Here is a 16,442-nt window from a genome sequence, read left to right on the forward strand (position 1 = left end):
TTTTTTGCTGAGTGTCAAAATTTGAAACTATGACGCGATGACTAAATACTAATTAAAAGTTAAATATGCTGTAATGATGAAGTAAATATTTACATTGTTCATATCAATTGCAGTTTTGTTAGTTTATAAACGCACACCGCAGTCTAATTATAAGGAGAGTGCACGTGGATAAGGTTTGGCTTAGCCGCTATCCGGACGATGTACCGGCAGAAATTAACCCTGATGAATACTCATCTTTGGTCGACATGTTTGAACAATCTGTACGTAAATATGCAGATCAAACGGCTTTTATCAACATGGGACAGGTAATGACCTTCCGTAAGTTGGAAGAGCGTAGTCGTGCATTTGCAGCATACTTACAAAATGAGCTGAAACTTCAAAAAGGTGATCGTGTTGCCGTTATGATGCCAAACTTGCTGCAATATCCAATTGCATTGTTTGGTATTTTGCGTGCAGGTTGTGTGGTGGTTAATGTTAATCCACTTTACACTCCACGAGAATTAGAGCATCAGCTCAATGATTCTGGCGCGAAAGCCATTGTTATCGTGTCTAATTTCGCCCATACATTAGAAGCTGTGGTTAAAAATACCTGTGTGAAGCATGTTATTTTAACCAGCCTTGGTGACCAATTATCACGTCCTAAGGGAACATTGGTTAACTTCGTGGTGAAATACATCAAAAAAATGGTGCCGTCATACCATTTGCCACATGCGACATCGATGCGTATCGCGTTGCGAAAAGGGCGTCGAATGCAATATGTTAAGCCATTTATTACCGGTGACGACATGGCATTTTTACAATATACCGGTGGTACTACAGGTGTTGCGAAAGGTGCGATTCTGACTCACCATAATATGGTGTCCAATGTGATGCAGGCTAAAGGTGCTTATGGACCAGTATTAACGGAAGGGCGCGAATTAATCGTGACCGCACTGCCGTTGTACCATGTGTTTGCACTAACAGTTAACTGTTTGTTATTGTTGGAAATGGGTGGCCAAAACTTATTGATCACCAATCCTCGTGATATTCCAACCTTTATTAAAGAATTACAACGCTATCCGTTCTCAGCCATTACTGGTGTTAATACCTTATTCAATGCGTTAGTCAATCACCCAGATTTTAATAGCTTAGATTTTAGTAAGCTTCATCTTTCTGTGGGTGGTGGCATGGCTGTTCAACGTGCAGTTGCTGAAAAGTGGCAAAAAATCACCGGTAATTACTTACTTGAAGGTTATGGTTTAACCGAGTGTTCGCCATTAGTTGCCGCTTACCCTTATAATTTAACTTACTATAATGGTTCTATTGGTTTGCCTGTACCATCAACTGAGGTTCGTATGGTTGATGATGAAGGTAACGTAGTTGGTATTGACCAAATTGGTGAATTGCAAGTACGTGGCCCTCAGGTAATGAAAGGCTATTGGCAGCATCCTGAAGCGACCAAAGAAGTGTTAACTGAAGATGGTTGGCTATCTACGGGTGATATCGTTAAATTTGATGACGAAGGTTTCTTGCATATTGTTGATCGTAAAAAAGATATGATTCTGGTGTCTGGATTTAACGTTTACCCTAATGAAATTGAAGATGTGGTAGCGTTGCACGATAAAGTGCTAGAAGTTGCTGCGATTGGTCAAGCACATGAAGTGTCAGGTGAAGTGGTTAAACTTTGTGTGGTTAAACGAGACGATAGTTTAACGCGCGATGAATTAATCGCTCACTGTCGACAACATCTAACAGGTTATAAAATCCCTAAAATGGTTGAATTTATGGATGAACTACCTAAGACCAATGTTGGTAAAATTTTGCGTCGTGTGTTACGTGAACAGTCAGACCAAAAAGCACAGCAATCTGAAAAATAACATCATTACTGACATTAACTGATGTTGTTTTGATAAAATAATCGCAATTGATTGTGCTAGCACGTATCTAATGCCGGCTTTCATGCCGGCATTGTTCTATAAAATATTTAATAGGCTCTCATACGGGGTCGTTCTGTCATCAAAAAGGTAAATTGTGAATTTCGAGATTGTTACTACAACTGAGCAGCTTCGCCTACGGTGTGAGTCAGCGCGTCAGCATACTGCTGTTATGCTTGATACTGAATTTGTACGTACGCGAACGCTTTACCCTCGTTTAGGGCTGATCCAAATGTTTGATGGTCAACATCTATCATTAGTTGATCCACTTGACGTTGAAGATATGACGCCGTTATGGGATTTATTACGTGATCAAAGCGTGATTAAAGTTCTACATGCGTGTGGTGAAGATCTTGAGGTTTTCCAGCATCATGCCGGTTGTTTACCTGTTCCTATGCTTGATACTCAGATTATGGCTGCTTTTCTTGGTCATGGCATTTCAACCGGTTTTGGCGCGTTAGTGAAAGAATATGTTGGTGTCGAGCTTGATAAAGGTGAAGCGCGCACTAATTGGCTTGCTCGCCCGTTAACGGATAAACAACTCGATTATGCAGCAGCAGATGTACACTACCTCAAGCCGTTATATGAAACGCTGCTAGAAAAAGTGGAAGCGGCAGGTTACATGGAAGCGTTACAACAAGAATGTAATGCGATTATGCTACGTCGAACCAAAGTGCTTGATCCAAATAAAGCCTACCTTGATATCAAAAACGCATGGCAACTAACACCTAAACAGCTAGCAATATTACAACAAGCAGCAGCTTGGCGAGTACGTGAAGCAAGAAAGCGAGACATCGCACTTAATTTTATTGTTAAAGAATTACATTTGTGGAAATTGGCACGTTTAGAAATTAAATCACGTACAACGCTTGAAAAAGAAGGCTTTGAGCCAATGGAGATTCAGCGTCATGGTAACCGGTTATTAAAAATGGTCCATGATAATGAGACGCTTGATAGTGCAGAGTACCCGTCAAAAGTTGAGCGTTTGGTTGATTTTCCTGGCTATAAGCAAATGGTAAAACGCCTAAAGGATGTTGTTAGTGATGTCGAATTAGCAACTGGCTTGGCACCTGAATTTTTAGCATCTAAAAAACAGATCCATCAGTTGTTATCATGGGCATGGAAACATCAGCGCGCTGATGAAAAACGTCCTGAAATGCTTAAAAATTGGCGTCAGCCTTTATTTGAAGCACGCGTACTTGCTATTCTTGATGAAAAGTAACCGCTAGCGTTATATGTAGATGATAAAAATCCCCGCTAAGTGCGACTTAGCGGGGATTTTTTACTTTTCTTCGTCAGGTAAAGTGACGTTAAGTTCTAGTACCGATAACTCATCACCGTTATGGTCTAGGTTTACCGAAACATGTTCAGGGTTAATTTGAACATATTTACTAATAACCGCTAAAATATCGCGCTTTAGTTGTGGTAAGTAGGCTGGAGATGCTTGTCCTGCGCTACGTCTTTCAGCAACAATAATTTGTAAGCGTTCTTTTGCTACATTTGCAGTCTTCGCTCTACGCGGGCGAAAAAACTCAAGCAGTGCCATAGTCAATTAGCCTCCAAATAGACGTTTTAGGAAGCCTTTCTTTTCTTCTTCTAAGAAGCGGAAAGGACGCTCTTCACCAAGTAGACGCGCAACAGTGTCTTCATAGGCTAGTCCTGCATCAGAACCTTTATCAAAGATAACAGGTTCACCTTTGTTAGAGGCATTCAGTACAGCTTGGCTTTCAGGAATCACACCAAGTAATGGAATGTGAAGGATTTCTTCAACATCTTGTACACTTAGCATTTCACCTTGATTAACACGAGCAGGGTTGTAACGTGTAAGTAAAAGATGTTGTTTAACCGGCTCGCGACCTTTTTCTGCGCGGCGAGACTTTGAATCTAAAATGCCTAGAATACGGTCAGAGTCACGAACTGAAGAAACTTCAGGGTTCGTGGTTACAATCGCTTCATCTGCAAAATACAGTGCCATTAAAGCACCGGTTTCAATACCCGCAGGTGAGTCACAGATAATAAAATCAAAACCCATTTTCGCGAGTTCTTTAAAGACTTTCTCGACACCATTGCGAGACAATGCATCTTTATCACGCGTTTGAGATGCTGGAAGTACAAATAAATTATCAACGCGCTTATCTTTAATTAGCGCCTGACTTAGATTTGCTTCGCCATTAATAACATTAACAAAGTCATAAACGACACGGCGTTCACAACCCATAATGAGATCGAGGTTACGCAGGCCGATATCAAAATCGATGACTGCAGTTTTTTTACCGCTCAGTGCTAGGCCAGATGCAAGAGCAGCACTAGAGGTTGTCTTACCAACGCCGCCTTTACCTGAGGTAACAACGATAATTCGTGCCATTTACTCTATTCCTTCTTAAACTTTTTATAAAGCGAGGTGTTCTATACTGAGATTATTGTCTTCAAGAGATATGACAACACCTTTGCCCCAAAACTCTTCCTGAATGTTATCACTCAGCCAGTAGTTTCCTGCAACAGAAATTAACTCTGATTGTAAGTTTTGACAGAAAATTGTCGCACTTTGTTCACCGCTTGCACCCGCAATAGCGCGACCACGTAGCGTGCCATAAATATGGATACAACCATCAGAAAGAATTTCTGCACCAGCACTGACATTACTGAGAATAACGAGATCACGATTACGAGCATAAATTTGTTGTCCGGAGCGAACCGGAGTACGAATAATTAATGTAGGCTCTTTATCGGTACTTACTGGGGCATCTAATGTTTCAGCTAAACATTCTGATGACTCATCTTTAACAGGTCTTGCTGCGTTCATAATAGCAAAACCGGCGTTTTTTGCTTGTGTTTGCTGGGTTTTATTTTTGCAGCCACCAATACCAACAGGGATCATCCCTGCATCAATAATACCCGCTTTAAGCTCTTCAAAGTTAATATCAGTATCAACTTGTGATATATCAATAACAACAGGCGCCGAAGCAAAAAAATTTGGTGCAAGTTCAACTTTATCTTTTAGCTGATTAGTTACTTTACTAATGTCATTATCAACTAAATGAAGTGCAGAGAGCGTGAACGAGCTCCCTTTTAGTTCAGCTATCTTGGTCATAGGTTTATTATGGCTAAGATTTTAAATTAACCATTTAGTTCATTATCACAAAGGTAGTAGCATGGTATATTCACTCGCCGTTAGGGGCAAGCTATCCTTGCGTTGACGTTGGTTTTTCAGACAAACTTCTCACACTATTTACTTAAAACTGAGTCAATAGTGAATGATTGCTTGTAATCGTACTCTGAAATGTATGGCGCATAAATGAAATAGGCTAATTATATGTTGTGTTCAATCTACAAAAGTTTAAAAAAAGACAATACTTATTTGTACATTAATAAAAAAGATGATTTTGCAGATGTTCCTGCAGAATTAATGGCTACATTTGGTAAACCTCAATTTGTGATGGTGATCAAACTTGAGGGAAGAACATTAGCACTGGCTGATGTAGAAAAAGTAAAACACGCATTAGCGACTGTCGGTTTTTATTTACAAGTACCACCACCAGTGACTAATTTATTAGATCAATATAAGGCTGATAAAGCCGCTAAATAATATAATAAGGCTATTATGCATAAGCGTTTGATATCAATTTTTGTTGCTATAGGAATGGGACTGTCCTCTTCTGCATTTGCTTCTGAAGAAGGATTCGATGCCTACGTAGATAAATTAAAAGTAGAAGCACGTGGGAATGGTATTTCAGAGCCGATAATTGATGCAGCCTTTGCTGGCATCAAATATACAGCTCGCGCTGTGAAAGCGGATAATAATCAACCAGAGAAAAAACTGTCATTAGAGCAATATATTACTCGCGCAGTGCCTGACTGGAAAGTAAAACAGGCCAATCGTCTTTATCAGCAAAATAAAGCAGCACTTGAACGTATTGGTAAACAATATGGCGTGCAACCTCGATTCATTGTTGCTCTGTGGGGTATTGAAAGTAACTTTGGTAAAATCCAAGGTAATTACCATGTTGTCGAAGCATTAGCGACATTGGCTTATGATGGGCGTCGTGAAGCATTATTTCGTAAGCAAGTGATGGCTGCATTAGAAATATTACAAAATGGTAATATTGATATCGATGATATGAAGGGTTCTTGGGCTGGTGCAATGGGTCAGTGCCAGTTTATGCCGACCTCTTACCTTACTTATGCCGTTGATGGTAACGGTGATGGTAAAGCAGATATTTGGAATACTAAGGCTGATGTTTTTGCTTCTGCTGCTAATTACCTCAAATTATCTGGCTGGAACAGTGAATATACTTGGGGACGTCCAGTTAAGTTATCTACGTCTTTAGCGGATAGTTATGAAGGCACTGAAACTGAAAAAGGCAAAACATTAGCACAATGGCAGCAATTAGGTGTGATGAGTAATAGTCATGGCGCATTACCAAATGCTGATATTCAGGCGTGGTTAATTCAACCTGATGGTGGTGAAGGTAAATCATATTTAATATATGAAAATTACCGAACATTACTAAAATGGAATCGCTCACATTATTTTGCTTTGGCAGTAAGTGCATTAGCTGATCGTATTCAATAGATTAATTATTATTGGCCCTAATATACAAATCCAGATGGTAACTAAAAAGTCAGGCATAAGAGTCTGGCTTTTTTGTTATATTAATGAACAACTAGAAATGTTGATTTATTCTTATTGAGGATATTTGAATTAAGATAGATTTCTTATTTGTAACAATAGAAATAAAAAAAGCCTAAATAATTTAGGCTTTTTTCTTTATTCTTTTATATTAGATTTCAAACTCTTCAAGAGCTTGACCATCATCTAATGCTTTCTTTAGGGCACTAGGTGTACGACCTTGGCCTGTCCATGTTTTTTCATCGCCATTTTCATCAATGAATTTATATTTAGCTGGACGGCTAGCACGTTTTGTTTTTGGTGCTTTAGCTAAGCTAGCGAGTAATTCTTCAGGGTCAATACCATCAGCTAAAAGCATTTCACGATATTGAGCTAGTTTTTCATTACGCTCATTTTCTTTTGCTTGTTCTTCAGCTTCTGCTTCAGAACGTTCAGTCACAACTGTTGTTAGTTTATCTAACGCTTCTTCAAGTTGTTCTAGTGTATATTCACGAGAAAGTGCGCGTAAGCTTCGTAGATTTAAAAGCGCTTTCATTGCATCAGACATTTTATATTTCCTGTTATTTTTAATTAACTGTAAATAATAATAGCAGCGTTAAAACATTTTTTGCAATAGTAATACTTTTATACATTCTGTGTAAAACATTTTAATCATTTCTTTATTTAAAAAGCTTTTATATTCGTTATATGCCGATATTTATAAAATCCATCTTTGTTAATAGTATAAATACAAGCAAAATAGTTTTGGTTATTGTTACATCACTTTATATGAGAAATGATAATAAACTTTAAAATGTTATGCTACTTCATTGTTATTGGGTGGTTATAGTTATAAGTGGTCTATTTGTTTGGGTTATTGTTAAGATTTGTAATTTACAGTGTTGCAAAATTGCGCTATTTACGTAGAATGATTGGTTCCTTAACGATAAGGGTAGAGGCGCATTGTTTATCAGTAATTAATACGAGGGTGATACCGATGACTATTAGTGAAAGGGAGTAATGCCGAAGTAAGAAATCATCATCAAATATTCTTACTGGGGTTGCATTGAATAAGTGTAACACTGCCATAGTAAAGACAAAACTATGGAGCGCTACTGTGGAGGCAGGGAAGGCTAACCTTCTTTCCTTATACTCAAATTAATATGCCATGTGGCTATATCAAGCAGTAGATCTTCTAACCAAAACTGGTTGTCGTAGAGATCATAACTTTGATAGATTATTCCCATTCTTTAACATCCATTATTCCGCCATTAGTTGCACTTGGCTTAGCTATTTTAACCCGTAGAGTATTACTGTCTTTGGGTACTGGAGTAGTACTTGGAGCGCTATTTCTTAACGATTTTTCTGTTTCAAATACAGGTGGCTACCTTGCAACATCAGTAAAAGGACTGTTCATTGCTGATGGTGATATTAATACTTGGAATATGAGTATTGTACTATTTTTAATATTGCTAGGAATGACCACTGCATTATTGACCCTTTCTGGCGGGACTCGTGCTTTTGCGGAATGGGCCCAAACAAAAATTAAAACTAAACGTGGAGCAAAATTATTAGCTGCCTTCTTAGGGGTATTCATTTTTGTTGACGATTATTTTAATAGTCTTGCAGTGGGTTCTATTGCGCGTCCTGTAACTGACCGATATCAGGTATCACGTTCAAAGCTTGCTTATATTCTTGATTCAACGGCCGCACCTATGTGTGTACTAATGCCAGCATCAAGTTGGGGTGCATATATTATTACTTTGATTGGCGGTATTTTAGTGACTCATGGGGTCACAGAATATACCCCACTGAGTGCTTTTATGACCCTCGCTCCGATGAACTTTTATGCGATCTTCGCTTTAGCTATGGTATTTGTGGTGGCATGGTTCCAATGGGATATTGGACCGATGCGCAAGCATGAACTTGCTGCTAGCCGTGGATGTGGCACTGACGCAGGTGGAGATGTTGACGAGCAAGCTAAAGATTTAACCGAAGAGCTTGATATTAAAGAAAGTCAGCATGGACGAGTCGGTGACTTAGTATGGCCTATTATTATCCTTATTATAGCGACGTTCTTTTTTATGGTGTTTACCGGCTATCAAGTACTCGCTGCTGAAGGAAAGCCGTTTGCACTATTAGGCGCTTTTGAAAATACCAATGTTGGCGAGGCGCTGTGTTTAGGCGGTGCATTTGGTCTAGTCGCTGCTATTATTCCTGTCTTACGTCAACGTATTGCTTATTCTGATATAGGTCACACCTTATGGATTGGTGCTAAATCGATGTTTGGTGCGATTTTAATTCTCTTGTTTGCATGGAGTATCGGCAGTGTGATTGGCGATATGAAAACAGGTCAATATTTATCAACCTTAGTACAAGGTAATATTAATCCAGCATTATTGCCAATGCTCCTGTTTTTATTATCTGGCATTATGGCTTTCTCTACCGGAACCTCATGGGGCACCTTTGGTATTATGTTACCAATAGCGGGTGATCTTGCGGGCGCAACTGAAATTAGTTTAATGCTACCAATGCTTGCTAGTGTGCTTGCAGGTTCTGTATTTGGTGATCATTGTTCGCCTATCTCTGATACAACAATTTTGTCATCAACAGGCGCACGTTGTCACCATATTGATCACGTCGCTACACAACTGCCTTATGCATTATCTGTTGCATTTATTTCTGCGATTGGATTTTTAGTTTTAGGTATAACAGACTCATTAGCTCTGGCATTTTTAGCTGCGGTAACGGCTTTTACATTAATGTGTTTTTTCTTAGCTTGGCTGTCACGCCAACCCAAGAAAGCGTCGGTATAGAATTTGGCGATATTAAAATAACCCAATGGGTGTAAATTGAGCCAGTTGATGATCTCAGCTGGCTTTTTTTATAACAACAATAGCAGTTGTTGATATCGGCACTTTTAATTGATGGTTATTTTATGTAGCATCGGCGCGATTTTTTAATGCAATCAATATTACTAGGAAAGCCTAATGGCCCAGATGTATTTCTATTACTCAGCAATGAATGCTGGGAAATCGACCACATTATTACAATCGTCATTTAACTACCGTGAACGAGGTATGACGCCCATTATTTTTACGGCCGCAATTGATGATCGTTTTGGTAAAGGTAAAGTTAGCTCTCGAATTGGTTTGCAGGAAGATGCAGAATTATTTAATTCAACAGATGATCTTTATCAGAAGCTAATTCAAATTTCAGCTGCAGGTAAAATTGATTGTGTATTAATTGATGAAAGTCAGTTTCTAACCAAAGAGCAAGTTTACCAATTAACTGAAGTGGTCGATAAATTAGATATTCCAGTTTTATGTTATGGCCTACGAACAGATTTTCTTGGTGAACTATTTGAAGGTAGCCGTTATTTATTATCATGGGCTGATAAATTAGTTGAACTCAAAACAATTTGTCATTGTGGTCGTAAAGCAAATATGGTTATTCGCCAAGATGCTGCGGGTAATGCGATTGCCGGTGGTAACCAAGTTGAGATTGGTGGAAATGATCTTTATGTGTCGGTATGCCGTGCTCATTATAAAGAAGCACTAGGGCTATAATACGCATTTATATGAATAAAAAAAGGAAGCTTAGCTTCCTTTTTTATTAGTGGTGACAATGAAAACTAATAATTGGTAATGATTATCTTATAGTTAGTTATCATTATTTTTGATGACGTTGTTTGAGTTTATTAATAACGTCTTCAAGGTTGAGATTCTGATCTTGTAATAACACTAATAAATGATAAATAAGATCTGCTGACTCACACACTAATTCCGCTTTATCACCCGACGTTGCCGCAAGCGCGACTTCAACCCCTTCTTCGCCCACTTTCTGCGATATACGCTTGGTGCCACGAGCATAGAGGCTGGCGGTGTAAGAGCTGTCGGGATCTGCACCTTTACGATCAGCCAAGATTTGCTCAAGTTGATGAAGGAACACCAAAGCAGGTTGCTCGTTAGTATCATCACCGCTATCAAAACAGCTAGTAGTATTTAAATGACAGGTTGGGCCAATAGGGTTGACTTGAATTAATAATGTATCCTGATCGCAATCAAGTTTAATACTTTTAAGTTGCAATACATTGCCGGATGTTTCGCCTTTGGTCCATAAGCGGTTTTTAGTGCGAGACCAAAAAGTCACTTGTTTGGTGTCCAGCGTTTTAGCTAGCGCTTCATCATTCATGTATCCCAACATTAATACTTGGCCGCTAGTGTTATCTTGAATAATGGCAGGGATCAGTCCGGCTACTTTTTCCCAATCAATTGTTGTTGTTAAACTCATAGTCGAATCTCCACCTGTTGTAGTTTAAGATATTGCTTTAACTCACCAATATTAATAATTTGCTTGTGAAATACTGATGCAGCAAGAGCACCGTCAGCATTTGCTTGTTGAAATGCATCTCGAAAGTGAAACATTTCCCCCGCGCCACCAGAGGCAATTAAAGGCACGTTACAGACACTGCGTACCCTGTTGAGTTGCTTTAAGTCGTAGCCATTACGGACACCATCTTGGTTCATCATATTGAGTACGATTTCACCCGCGCCACGACGTTGAACTTCCTGCACCCAATCACAGGTTTGCCATTGAGTCGCTTGAGTACGGTGTTCGTCACCGGTAAATTGATACACCTGATATTGACCTGTTTCAGCATCAAAATAGGAATCAATACCGACCACAATACATTGCACACCGAACTTATTTGCTAGGGTAGTAATTAATGATGGATCAGCTAAAGCAGGGGAGTTGATAGAGACTTTATCAGCACCAAATTGTAGAATACGACTCGCATCGTCGGCCGATTTAATCCCACCAGCAACACAAAATGGAATATCAATCACTTCTGCAACGCGAGATACCCAGCTTTTATCAACCACGCGGCCATCGCTTGATGCGGTAATATCATAGAAAACCAGTTCATCTGCGCCTTCTTCAGCATAGCGTTTAGCGAGCGGGACAATATCGCCAATGATTTCATGGTTACGAAATTGAACCCCTTTAACCACTTGACCATCTCGTACATCTAAACAAGGAATAATACGTTTAGCTAACATTGGCTCTCCTTAATTGTTCCAACAAGCAAAAGCTTGCTCAGCGGTAAACTTACCGTCTAATAACGCGCGACCAACGATAACGCCTGCAACACCTGAACCTTTTAATGCCGCAATATCATCCAGCGAGCCAATGCCGCCAGATGATTGAAACTGTACTTGTGGGTATAGGCGACATAAATCGATATATAATTCGACATTTGAGCCTGCCAATGTGCCATCACGAGAAATGTCAGTACATAGCACATGTTTTAGACCCACTTTTAGAAAATCGTCAAGTAGTGCTTCAATAGTAACGCCTGAGTCTTCTTGCCAACCAGATACAGCGACAATGCGGTTACCGTTGGCATCAATATTGATATCCAGCGCCAATACAATGTGTTCAGCACCGTATTTTTCGATCCAACCTTTTACCATCTCTGGTTGTTTAACGGCGGTAGAACCAATCACTACCCGTTTAGCCCCTGCATTAAGCAGATCAGCGACGTCTTGTTCGGTGCGAACGCCACCACCAATTTGTACATTGGCTGGCGTGCTGTTGAGGAGTTTTGCAATTAAAGATAACTGACGGGCTTGGGTATCTTTTGCGCCCGTTAAATCAACCAAGTGGAGCCAGTTAGCGCCAGCTTGGTGGTAAAGATTAAATTGCGCTGCGGGATCGACTTTATATTCTGTTACTTGCCCATAGTCACCTTGGAATAGGCGTACCACTTGGCCTTCAATCAGATCTAATGCAGGAATGATCATAACAAGTCCTTTTGTTATTGTTATAGTTCGAGGAAGTTTTGAATCAATTTCGCGCCAGCTTTACTTGAACGTTCTGGGTGAAATTGCACTCCGTAGTAATTACCGCTCTGCATGGCAGCAGTAAAGCTTTGGCCATATTGCGCGGTAGCGATAGTTTTGCCACCTTGGTGCGCGGTATTATCAAACACAGGCATGGCGTAACTATGAACGAAATAAAAATAGCTTCCCGCAGCAATCCCCTTAAATAATGGGTGATTATCTTCCGGTGTAATGGTATTCCAACCCATATGTGGTAGTGGTAAACCTTCTGCTTGGATTTTCTCAACCGCGGCATCACATAAATCGAGGCAGGGAATAATTTCAGTGCCATTTTGACCGTTTTCTTGCGATGCTTTACCCAGTAACTGCATACCTAAACAGATCCCTAACAACGGTTTAGTCACTTGCTTGACTAAGCTAACTAAATCACGTTGTTGTAGGTTCTGCATTGCTTCACTGGCTGTACCGACACCCGGAAGAAAAAGTTTATCGGCAGTAAGTACAACGGCAGGATCTTTGCTAACTTCTACTTGATAGCCAAGACGTTCAATAGCAAAGCGAACAGAAGAGACATTGGCACAACCGGTATCAATAATAACCACGCGCTGCTGAATATTGGTTGCGGTCATTACAATACTCCTTTACTGCTTGGTAGCTCGTTACCTTCAACTTTGATTGCTTGACGTAGCGTCCGCCCAAAGGCTTTAAATAAACTTTCAACAATGTGGTGATCGTTATTGCCTGTTGATGAAAGGTGCAGGGTACACGCTAGGGTATCAGTTAATGAACGAAAGAAGTGTGGCACCATTTCTGTTGATAAATCGCCTACTTGATCACGACTAAATTGTGCATCAAATTTCAAATACGGACGACCAGATAAATCTAACGCACATTGGGCTAAACACTCATCCATCGGCAGGCTAAAGCCAAAGCGGCCAATGCCACGTTTATCGCCGAGTGCTTGACGTAATGCTTCACCCAAAGCAAGCGCGGCATCTTCAACACTGTGGTGATCATCAATGTGTAAATCACCATCGACGGTTAGTGTCATTTGAAAACCACCGTGCGTGGCGATTTGATCAAGCATATGATCAAAAAAGCCTAATCCGGTTGAGATAGTATTACCGCCAGTTTGATCAAGATTCACTTTGACGCGAATATCGGTTTCCTTGGTAGTACGGATCACTTCAGCGATCCGTGGTTGGGTGGTGAGATCGGTAACGATCTGTTGCCAATTCATGGTTTGCGGATGATATTGAATTCCGCGAATCGCCATGTTTTCTGCTAGTTGAAGATCTGTTTGACGATCGCCGATCACCGCTGATGTTGCAAAATCAACGCGACCTTGCTGTAAGTAGTCTTTAACCAGTCCAAGTTTTGGTTTTCGACAACTGCATTGCTGGTGGTCAAAGTGAGGGCAGATCAGAACATCGCTAAATACCACCCCTTGTGAGGAAAAGATGTCCATCATCATAGTGTGTGGTGCATCGAAATCCGCTTGCGGGTAGCTATCGGTCCCTAAACCGTCTTGGTTAGTTACCATCACCAGTTTGTAGCCTGCGTTTTGTAGTGCAAGTAAAGCAGGAATAACATTGGGTTCAAATTTAAGTTTATCTAACCGATCAACTTGAAAATCAACTGGTGGCTCAACAATTAAGGTGCCATCGCGATCGATAAATAGAATCTTCTCTTTGCTCATAATTAATGTCCTTATTAATTATTGTTGTAATTGGCTGCGAATAAATGCGAGGGTTTTTTCACATTCGTCACGATTACCGACGCTGATACGAATACAATTTTCAATCGGTGAGCGACGTAAAATAATACCGTTATCCCATAGCGCATTAAATAACTTATCAGCATCAGCAAATTTAACTAACAGGTAGTTACCATAGCCATCAAATACCGTTACGCCATCTAACATGCTTAATCCCGCTTGCAGATAGGCACGGTTAGCACACAGATCTAATACTTGAAATTTAGTGCGCGCGCGACCAGCAGCAGATAATGCCTGTAGTGCAATTTCAGTAACAGGAACCGGTACAGGATAAGGTGCAATCACTTTCAGTAGAATGTCGATAATATCGCTATTGGCTAATGTAAAACCACAGCGTAACCCCGCCAGCGCAAATGCTTTAGATAAGGTTCGCAAAATAACCAGATGTGGGTAGGTCGCTAATAAATCTTTGACACTATCTTGCAGACTAAAATCAATATATGCCTCATCAATGACTACTAAGGCTTTATCTGTCGTCATCTCTAATAAGCTAATAATGTCTTTTCGAGCAAGTAAATTACCAGTGGGATTATTAGGGCTACAAGCAAAAACAACTTTGACGTTATCAAGATTGGTTGCAATAGCATTAAGATCAAGTTGCCACTCTGGTGTCAGTGGTACCACGTTAGCCTTCACCCCATTAGTTTCCGCACTGATGGCATACATTCCATAAGTAGGTGGGCAATATAAAATGCTATCGCAGTTTGGCTCACAGAAGGCTTTAATAATAAGTTCAATGCCTTCATCTGCACCGCGAGAAGTTAATACTTGTTGTGGTTCAACCCCTGCGTAATCGGCATAAGCATTGATTAACTGTGGTGGTTGACATTCACTGTAACGATTAAGGCCTGCCAGATTAATATTGTATTCATTCACAAACGGTGATTCATTGGCATTGAGCCAAATATCACCATTGCCCCCTAAGCGACGCGCTGATTGGTAAGGGGTTAATTCACGCACGGTTTTACGGGCTAGTTGGGTAATAGTCATGATTAATTCTCTTGTTGTTGCGTTAGTTTATTAACCCGAATAGTGACAGCGTGTTTGTGAGCGTCAAGCCCTTCAGCCTCTGCAATTGTGGTTACTGTTTTTGCAATACCAACTAAGCCAGCAGCGGATAATTCTTGTACTGTCATTCGTTTACTAAAATCAGCTAAGCCGAGGCTTGAATAAGTACGGGTGTAACCATATGTCGGTAAAACATGGTTAGTGCCTGATGCATAGTCACCGACAGATTCCGGTGACCATTTGCCTAAGAAAATAGAACCCGCGTTATCGAGCAATGATACTAACTCTCGTGGTTCACAAGTTTGGACTATTAAGTGTTCAGGGCCATATTGATTTGAAATCGCCACACATTGAGGCAAGGTTTCGGTAACAATTAATAAACTGGAAGCGAGTGCTTTTTTTGCAATATCAGCGCGTGTAAGTTGGGTTAACTGTTGTTCAATAGCGGCTGCAGTACGATCGGCAATCGCTTGACTTGGCGTAACCAAAATCACTTGTGAATCAGGTCCGTGCTCTGCTTGGCTTAATAAATCTGCAGCAATAAAATCGGGATCTGCGGTGTCATCAGCAATCACTAATACTTCAGATGGTCCTGCTGGCATATCAATTGCAGCACCTCTGAAATCATTACTTACTTGGCGTTTAGCCTCAGTAACAAATGCATTGCCAGGGCCAAAAATCTTATCAACACTGGTGATAGTTTCTGTACCATAGGCCATTGCAGCAATGGCTTGAGAACCACCGACATTGTAAATATTATTAATGCCACACAATTTGGCAACATATAAAATTTCATCGGCAATTGGTGGTGGTGAACATAAAGCAATCTGGCGACAACCCGCAATTTGTGCAGGTACGCCTAGCATGAGAACGGTAGAAGGTAATGGCGCACTACCACCTGGAATATATAACCCGACAGAGTTAATTGGGCGAGTGACTTGTTCACAGATGACACCAGCTTGAGTTTCAACACGTAATGTTGGTTGCTGTTGTGCAAGGTGAAAAGTGGTGATATTGCGATGTGCTTGTTCTAAAGCCGCTTTCATATCATCACTTAAGCGTGCGCAGGCAGCATCTACTTCAGTCGCTGAAACCGCTAGAGCTTCTGGGCGTTGACCATCAAATTTTTTAGTCAGCGTGAGCAGGGCATCGTCACCTTGCTGGCGCACTTGCTCTATAACATCACTAACAATAGCGCTGATATTCGCACCATTAGTTACCGCAGGACGTGCAAGAAGCTGCTGTTGTTGATCTTTAGTGAGGGATTGCCATACTACCGTTTTCATACC

Annotated in this window: 17 protein-coding genes and 1 riboswitch; of the genes, 6 read left to right on the top strand and 11 right to left on the bottom strand. The window is 40.5% G+C overall.

What is annotated here, in order from left to right:
• The first annotated feature begins 164 nt into the window (after positions 1–164).
• On the top strand, positions 165–1,856 hold the full coding sequence (gene fadD, locus G6R09_RS07220) for a long-chain-fatty-acid--CoA ligase FadD (protein WP_065166346.1): 1,692 nt from the start codon (positions 165–167) through the stop codon (positions 1,854–1,856).
• A 154-nt stretch (positions 1,857–2,010) separates the two neighbouring features.
• A complete protein-coding gene (rnd, locus tag G6R09_RS07225) occupies positions 2,011–3,135 on the top strand; it encodes a ribonuclease D (RefSeq protein ID WP_163921449.1) in 1,125 nt (374 codons plus the stop codon).
• A 60-nt stretch (positions 3,136–3,195) separates the two neighbouring features.
• Here the strand turns inward: rnd and minE are convergent, their stop codons facing one another.
• The 3 genes from minE to minC are packed head-to-tail and all read right to left on the bottom strand — an operon-like array spanning position 3,196 to position 5,004.
• Positions 3,196–3,459, bottom strand: a complete 264-nt coding sequence (gene minE, locus G6R09_RS07230; protein ID WP_036795468.1) for a cell division topological specificity factor MinE — start codon at positions 3,457–3,459, stop codon at positions 3,196–3,198.
• 6 nt (positions 3,460–3,465) lie between these two features.
• Positions 3,466–4,278: a septum site-determining protein MinD gene (minD, locus tag G6R09_RS07235; RefSeq protein ID WP_045026759.1), complete on the bottom strand. Its 813-nt coding sequence runs from the start codon at positions 4,276–4,278 to the stop codon at positions 3,466–3,468.
• A gap of 24 nt (positions 4,279–4,302) precedes the next feature.
• Positions 4,303–5,004, bottom strand: coding sequence for a septum site-determining protein MinC (gene minC / locus G6R09_RS07240; protein ID WP_065166345.1), 702 nt, complete (start codon positions 5,002–5,004; stop codon positions 4,303–4,305).
• 222 nt (positions 5,005–5,226) lie between these two features.
• Between minC and G6R09_RS07245 the strand changes: the two genes are divergently transcribed.
• A complete protein-coding gene (locus G6R09_RS07245) occupies positions 5,227–5,499 on the top strand; it encodes a YcgL domain-containing protein (RefSeq protein WP_087843980.1) in 273 nt (90 codons plus the stop codon).
• 15 nt (positions 5,500–5,514) lie between these two features.
• Positions 5,515–6,486: a lytic transglycosylase domain-containing protein gene (locus tag G6R09_RS07250; RefSeq protein WP_065166343.1), complete on the top strand. Its 972-nt coding sequence runs from the start codon at positions 5,515–5,517 to the stop codon at positions 6,484–6,486.
• Between the two features lie 208 nt (positions 6,487–6,694).
• Here G6R09_RS07250 and G6R09_RS07255 read toward each other — a convergent pair whose 3' ends face one another.
• Positions 6,695–7,090, bottom strand: coding sequence for an H-NS family nucleoid-associated regulatory protein (locus G6R09_RS07255; RefSeq protein ID WP_060996951.1), 396 nt, complete (start codon positions 7,088–7,090; stop codon positions 6,695–6,697).
• Positions 7,091–7,467: 377 nt separating this feature from the next.
• Positions 7,468–7,645, top strand: a riboswitch (Lysine riboswitch).
• 100 nt (positions 7,646–7,745) lie between these two features.
• Between G6R09_RS07255 and G6R09_RS07260 the strand changes: the two genes are divergently transcribed.
• Both G6R09_RS07260 and G6R09_RS07265 read left to right on the top strand, forming a co-directional pair.
• Positions 7,746–9,338, top strand: a complete 1,593-nt coding sequence (locus tag G6R09_RS07260; RefSeq protein WP_163921882.1) for a Na+/H+ antiporter NhaC family protein — start codon at positions 7,746–7,748, stop codon at positions 9,336–9,338.
• A gap of 174 nt (positions 9,339–9,512) precedes the next feature.
• Positions 9,513–10,091: a thymidine kinase gene (locus G6R09_RS07265; RefSeq protein WP_060996950.1), complete on the top strand. Its 579-nt coding sequence runs from the start codon at positions 9,513–9,515 to the stop codon at positions 10,089–10,091.
• A 103-nt stretch (positions 10,092–10,194) separates the two neighbouring features.
• On the opposite strand, the gene hisIE is transcribed toward G6R09_RS07265, so the two are convergent.
• The 7 genes from hisIE to hisD are packed head-to-tail and all read right to left on the bottom strand — an operon-like array spanning position 10,195 to position 16,439.
• Positions 10,195–10,815, bottom strand: a complete 621-nt coding sequence (gene hisIE, locus G6R09_RS07270) for a bifunctional phosphoribosyl-AMP cyclohydrolase/phosphoribosyl-ATP diphosphatase HisIE (RefSeq protein ID WP_065166341.1) — start codon at positions 10,813–10,815, stop codon at positions 10,195–10,197.
• A complete protein-coding gene (hisF, locus tag G6R09_RS07275; protein WP_163921451.1) occupies positions 10,812–11,585 on the bottom strand; it encodes an imidazole glycerol phosphate synthase subunit HisF in 774 nt (257 codons plus the stop codon). The genes hisIE and hisF overlap by 4 nt, the downstream gene beginning before the upstream one ends.
• Before the next feature lie 9 nt (positions 11,586–11,594).
• On the bottom strand, positions 11,595–12,329 hold the full coding sequence (gene hisA / locus G6R09_RS07280) for a 1-(5-phosphoribosyl)-5-[(5-phosphoribosylamino)methylideneamino]imidazole-4-carboxamide isomerase (RefSeq protein WP_163921453.1): 735 nt from the start codon (positions 12,327–12,329) through the stop codon (positions 11,595–11,597).
• 20 nt (positions 12,330–12,349) lie between these two features.
• Positions 12,350–12,997: an imidazole glycerol phosphate synthase subunit HisH gene (gene hisH, locus G6R09_RS07285; RefSeq protein WP_163921455.1), complete on the bottom strand. Its 648-nt coding sequence runs from the start codon at positions 12,995–12,997 to the stop codon at positions 12,350–12,352.
• Entirely contained in the window at positions 12,997–14,067 is a 1,071-nt protein-coding gene (gene hisB, locus G6R09_RS07290) for a bifunctional histidinol-phosphatase/imidazoleglycerol-phosphate dehydratase HisB (RefSeq protein WP_163921457.1), read from the bottom strand. Before hisB ends, hisH begins: the two co-directional genes overlap by 1 nt.
• Before the next feature lie 18 nt (positions 14,068–14,085).
• Positions 14,086–15,129, bottom strand: a complete 1,044-nt coding sequence (hisC, locus tag G6R09_RS07295; protein ID WP_163921885.1) for a histidinol-phosphate transaminase — start codon at positions 15,127–15,129, stop codon at positions 14,086–14,088.
• A gap of 8 nt (positions 15,130–15,137) precedes the next feature.
• Positions 15,138–16,439: a histidinol dehydrogenase gene (gene hisD, locus G6R09_RS07300; RefSeq protein WP_163921459.1), complete on the bottom strand. Its 1,302-nt coding sequence runs from the start codon at positions 16,437–16,439 to the stop codon at positions 15,138–15,140.
• Positions 16,440–16,442: the final 3 nt, after the last annotated feature.

It is taken from the genome of Photobacterium sp. Alg240-V54, from assembly GCF_900537155.1.
In the GTDB taxonomy this organism is placed as follows: domain Bacteria; phylum Pseudomonadota; class Gammaproteobacteria; order Enterobacterales; family Vibrionaceae; genus Photobacterium.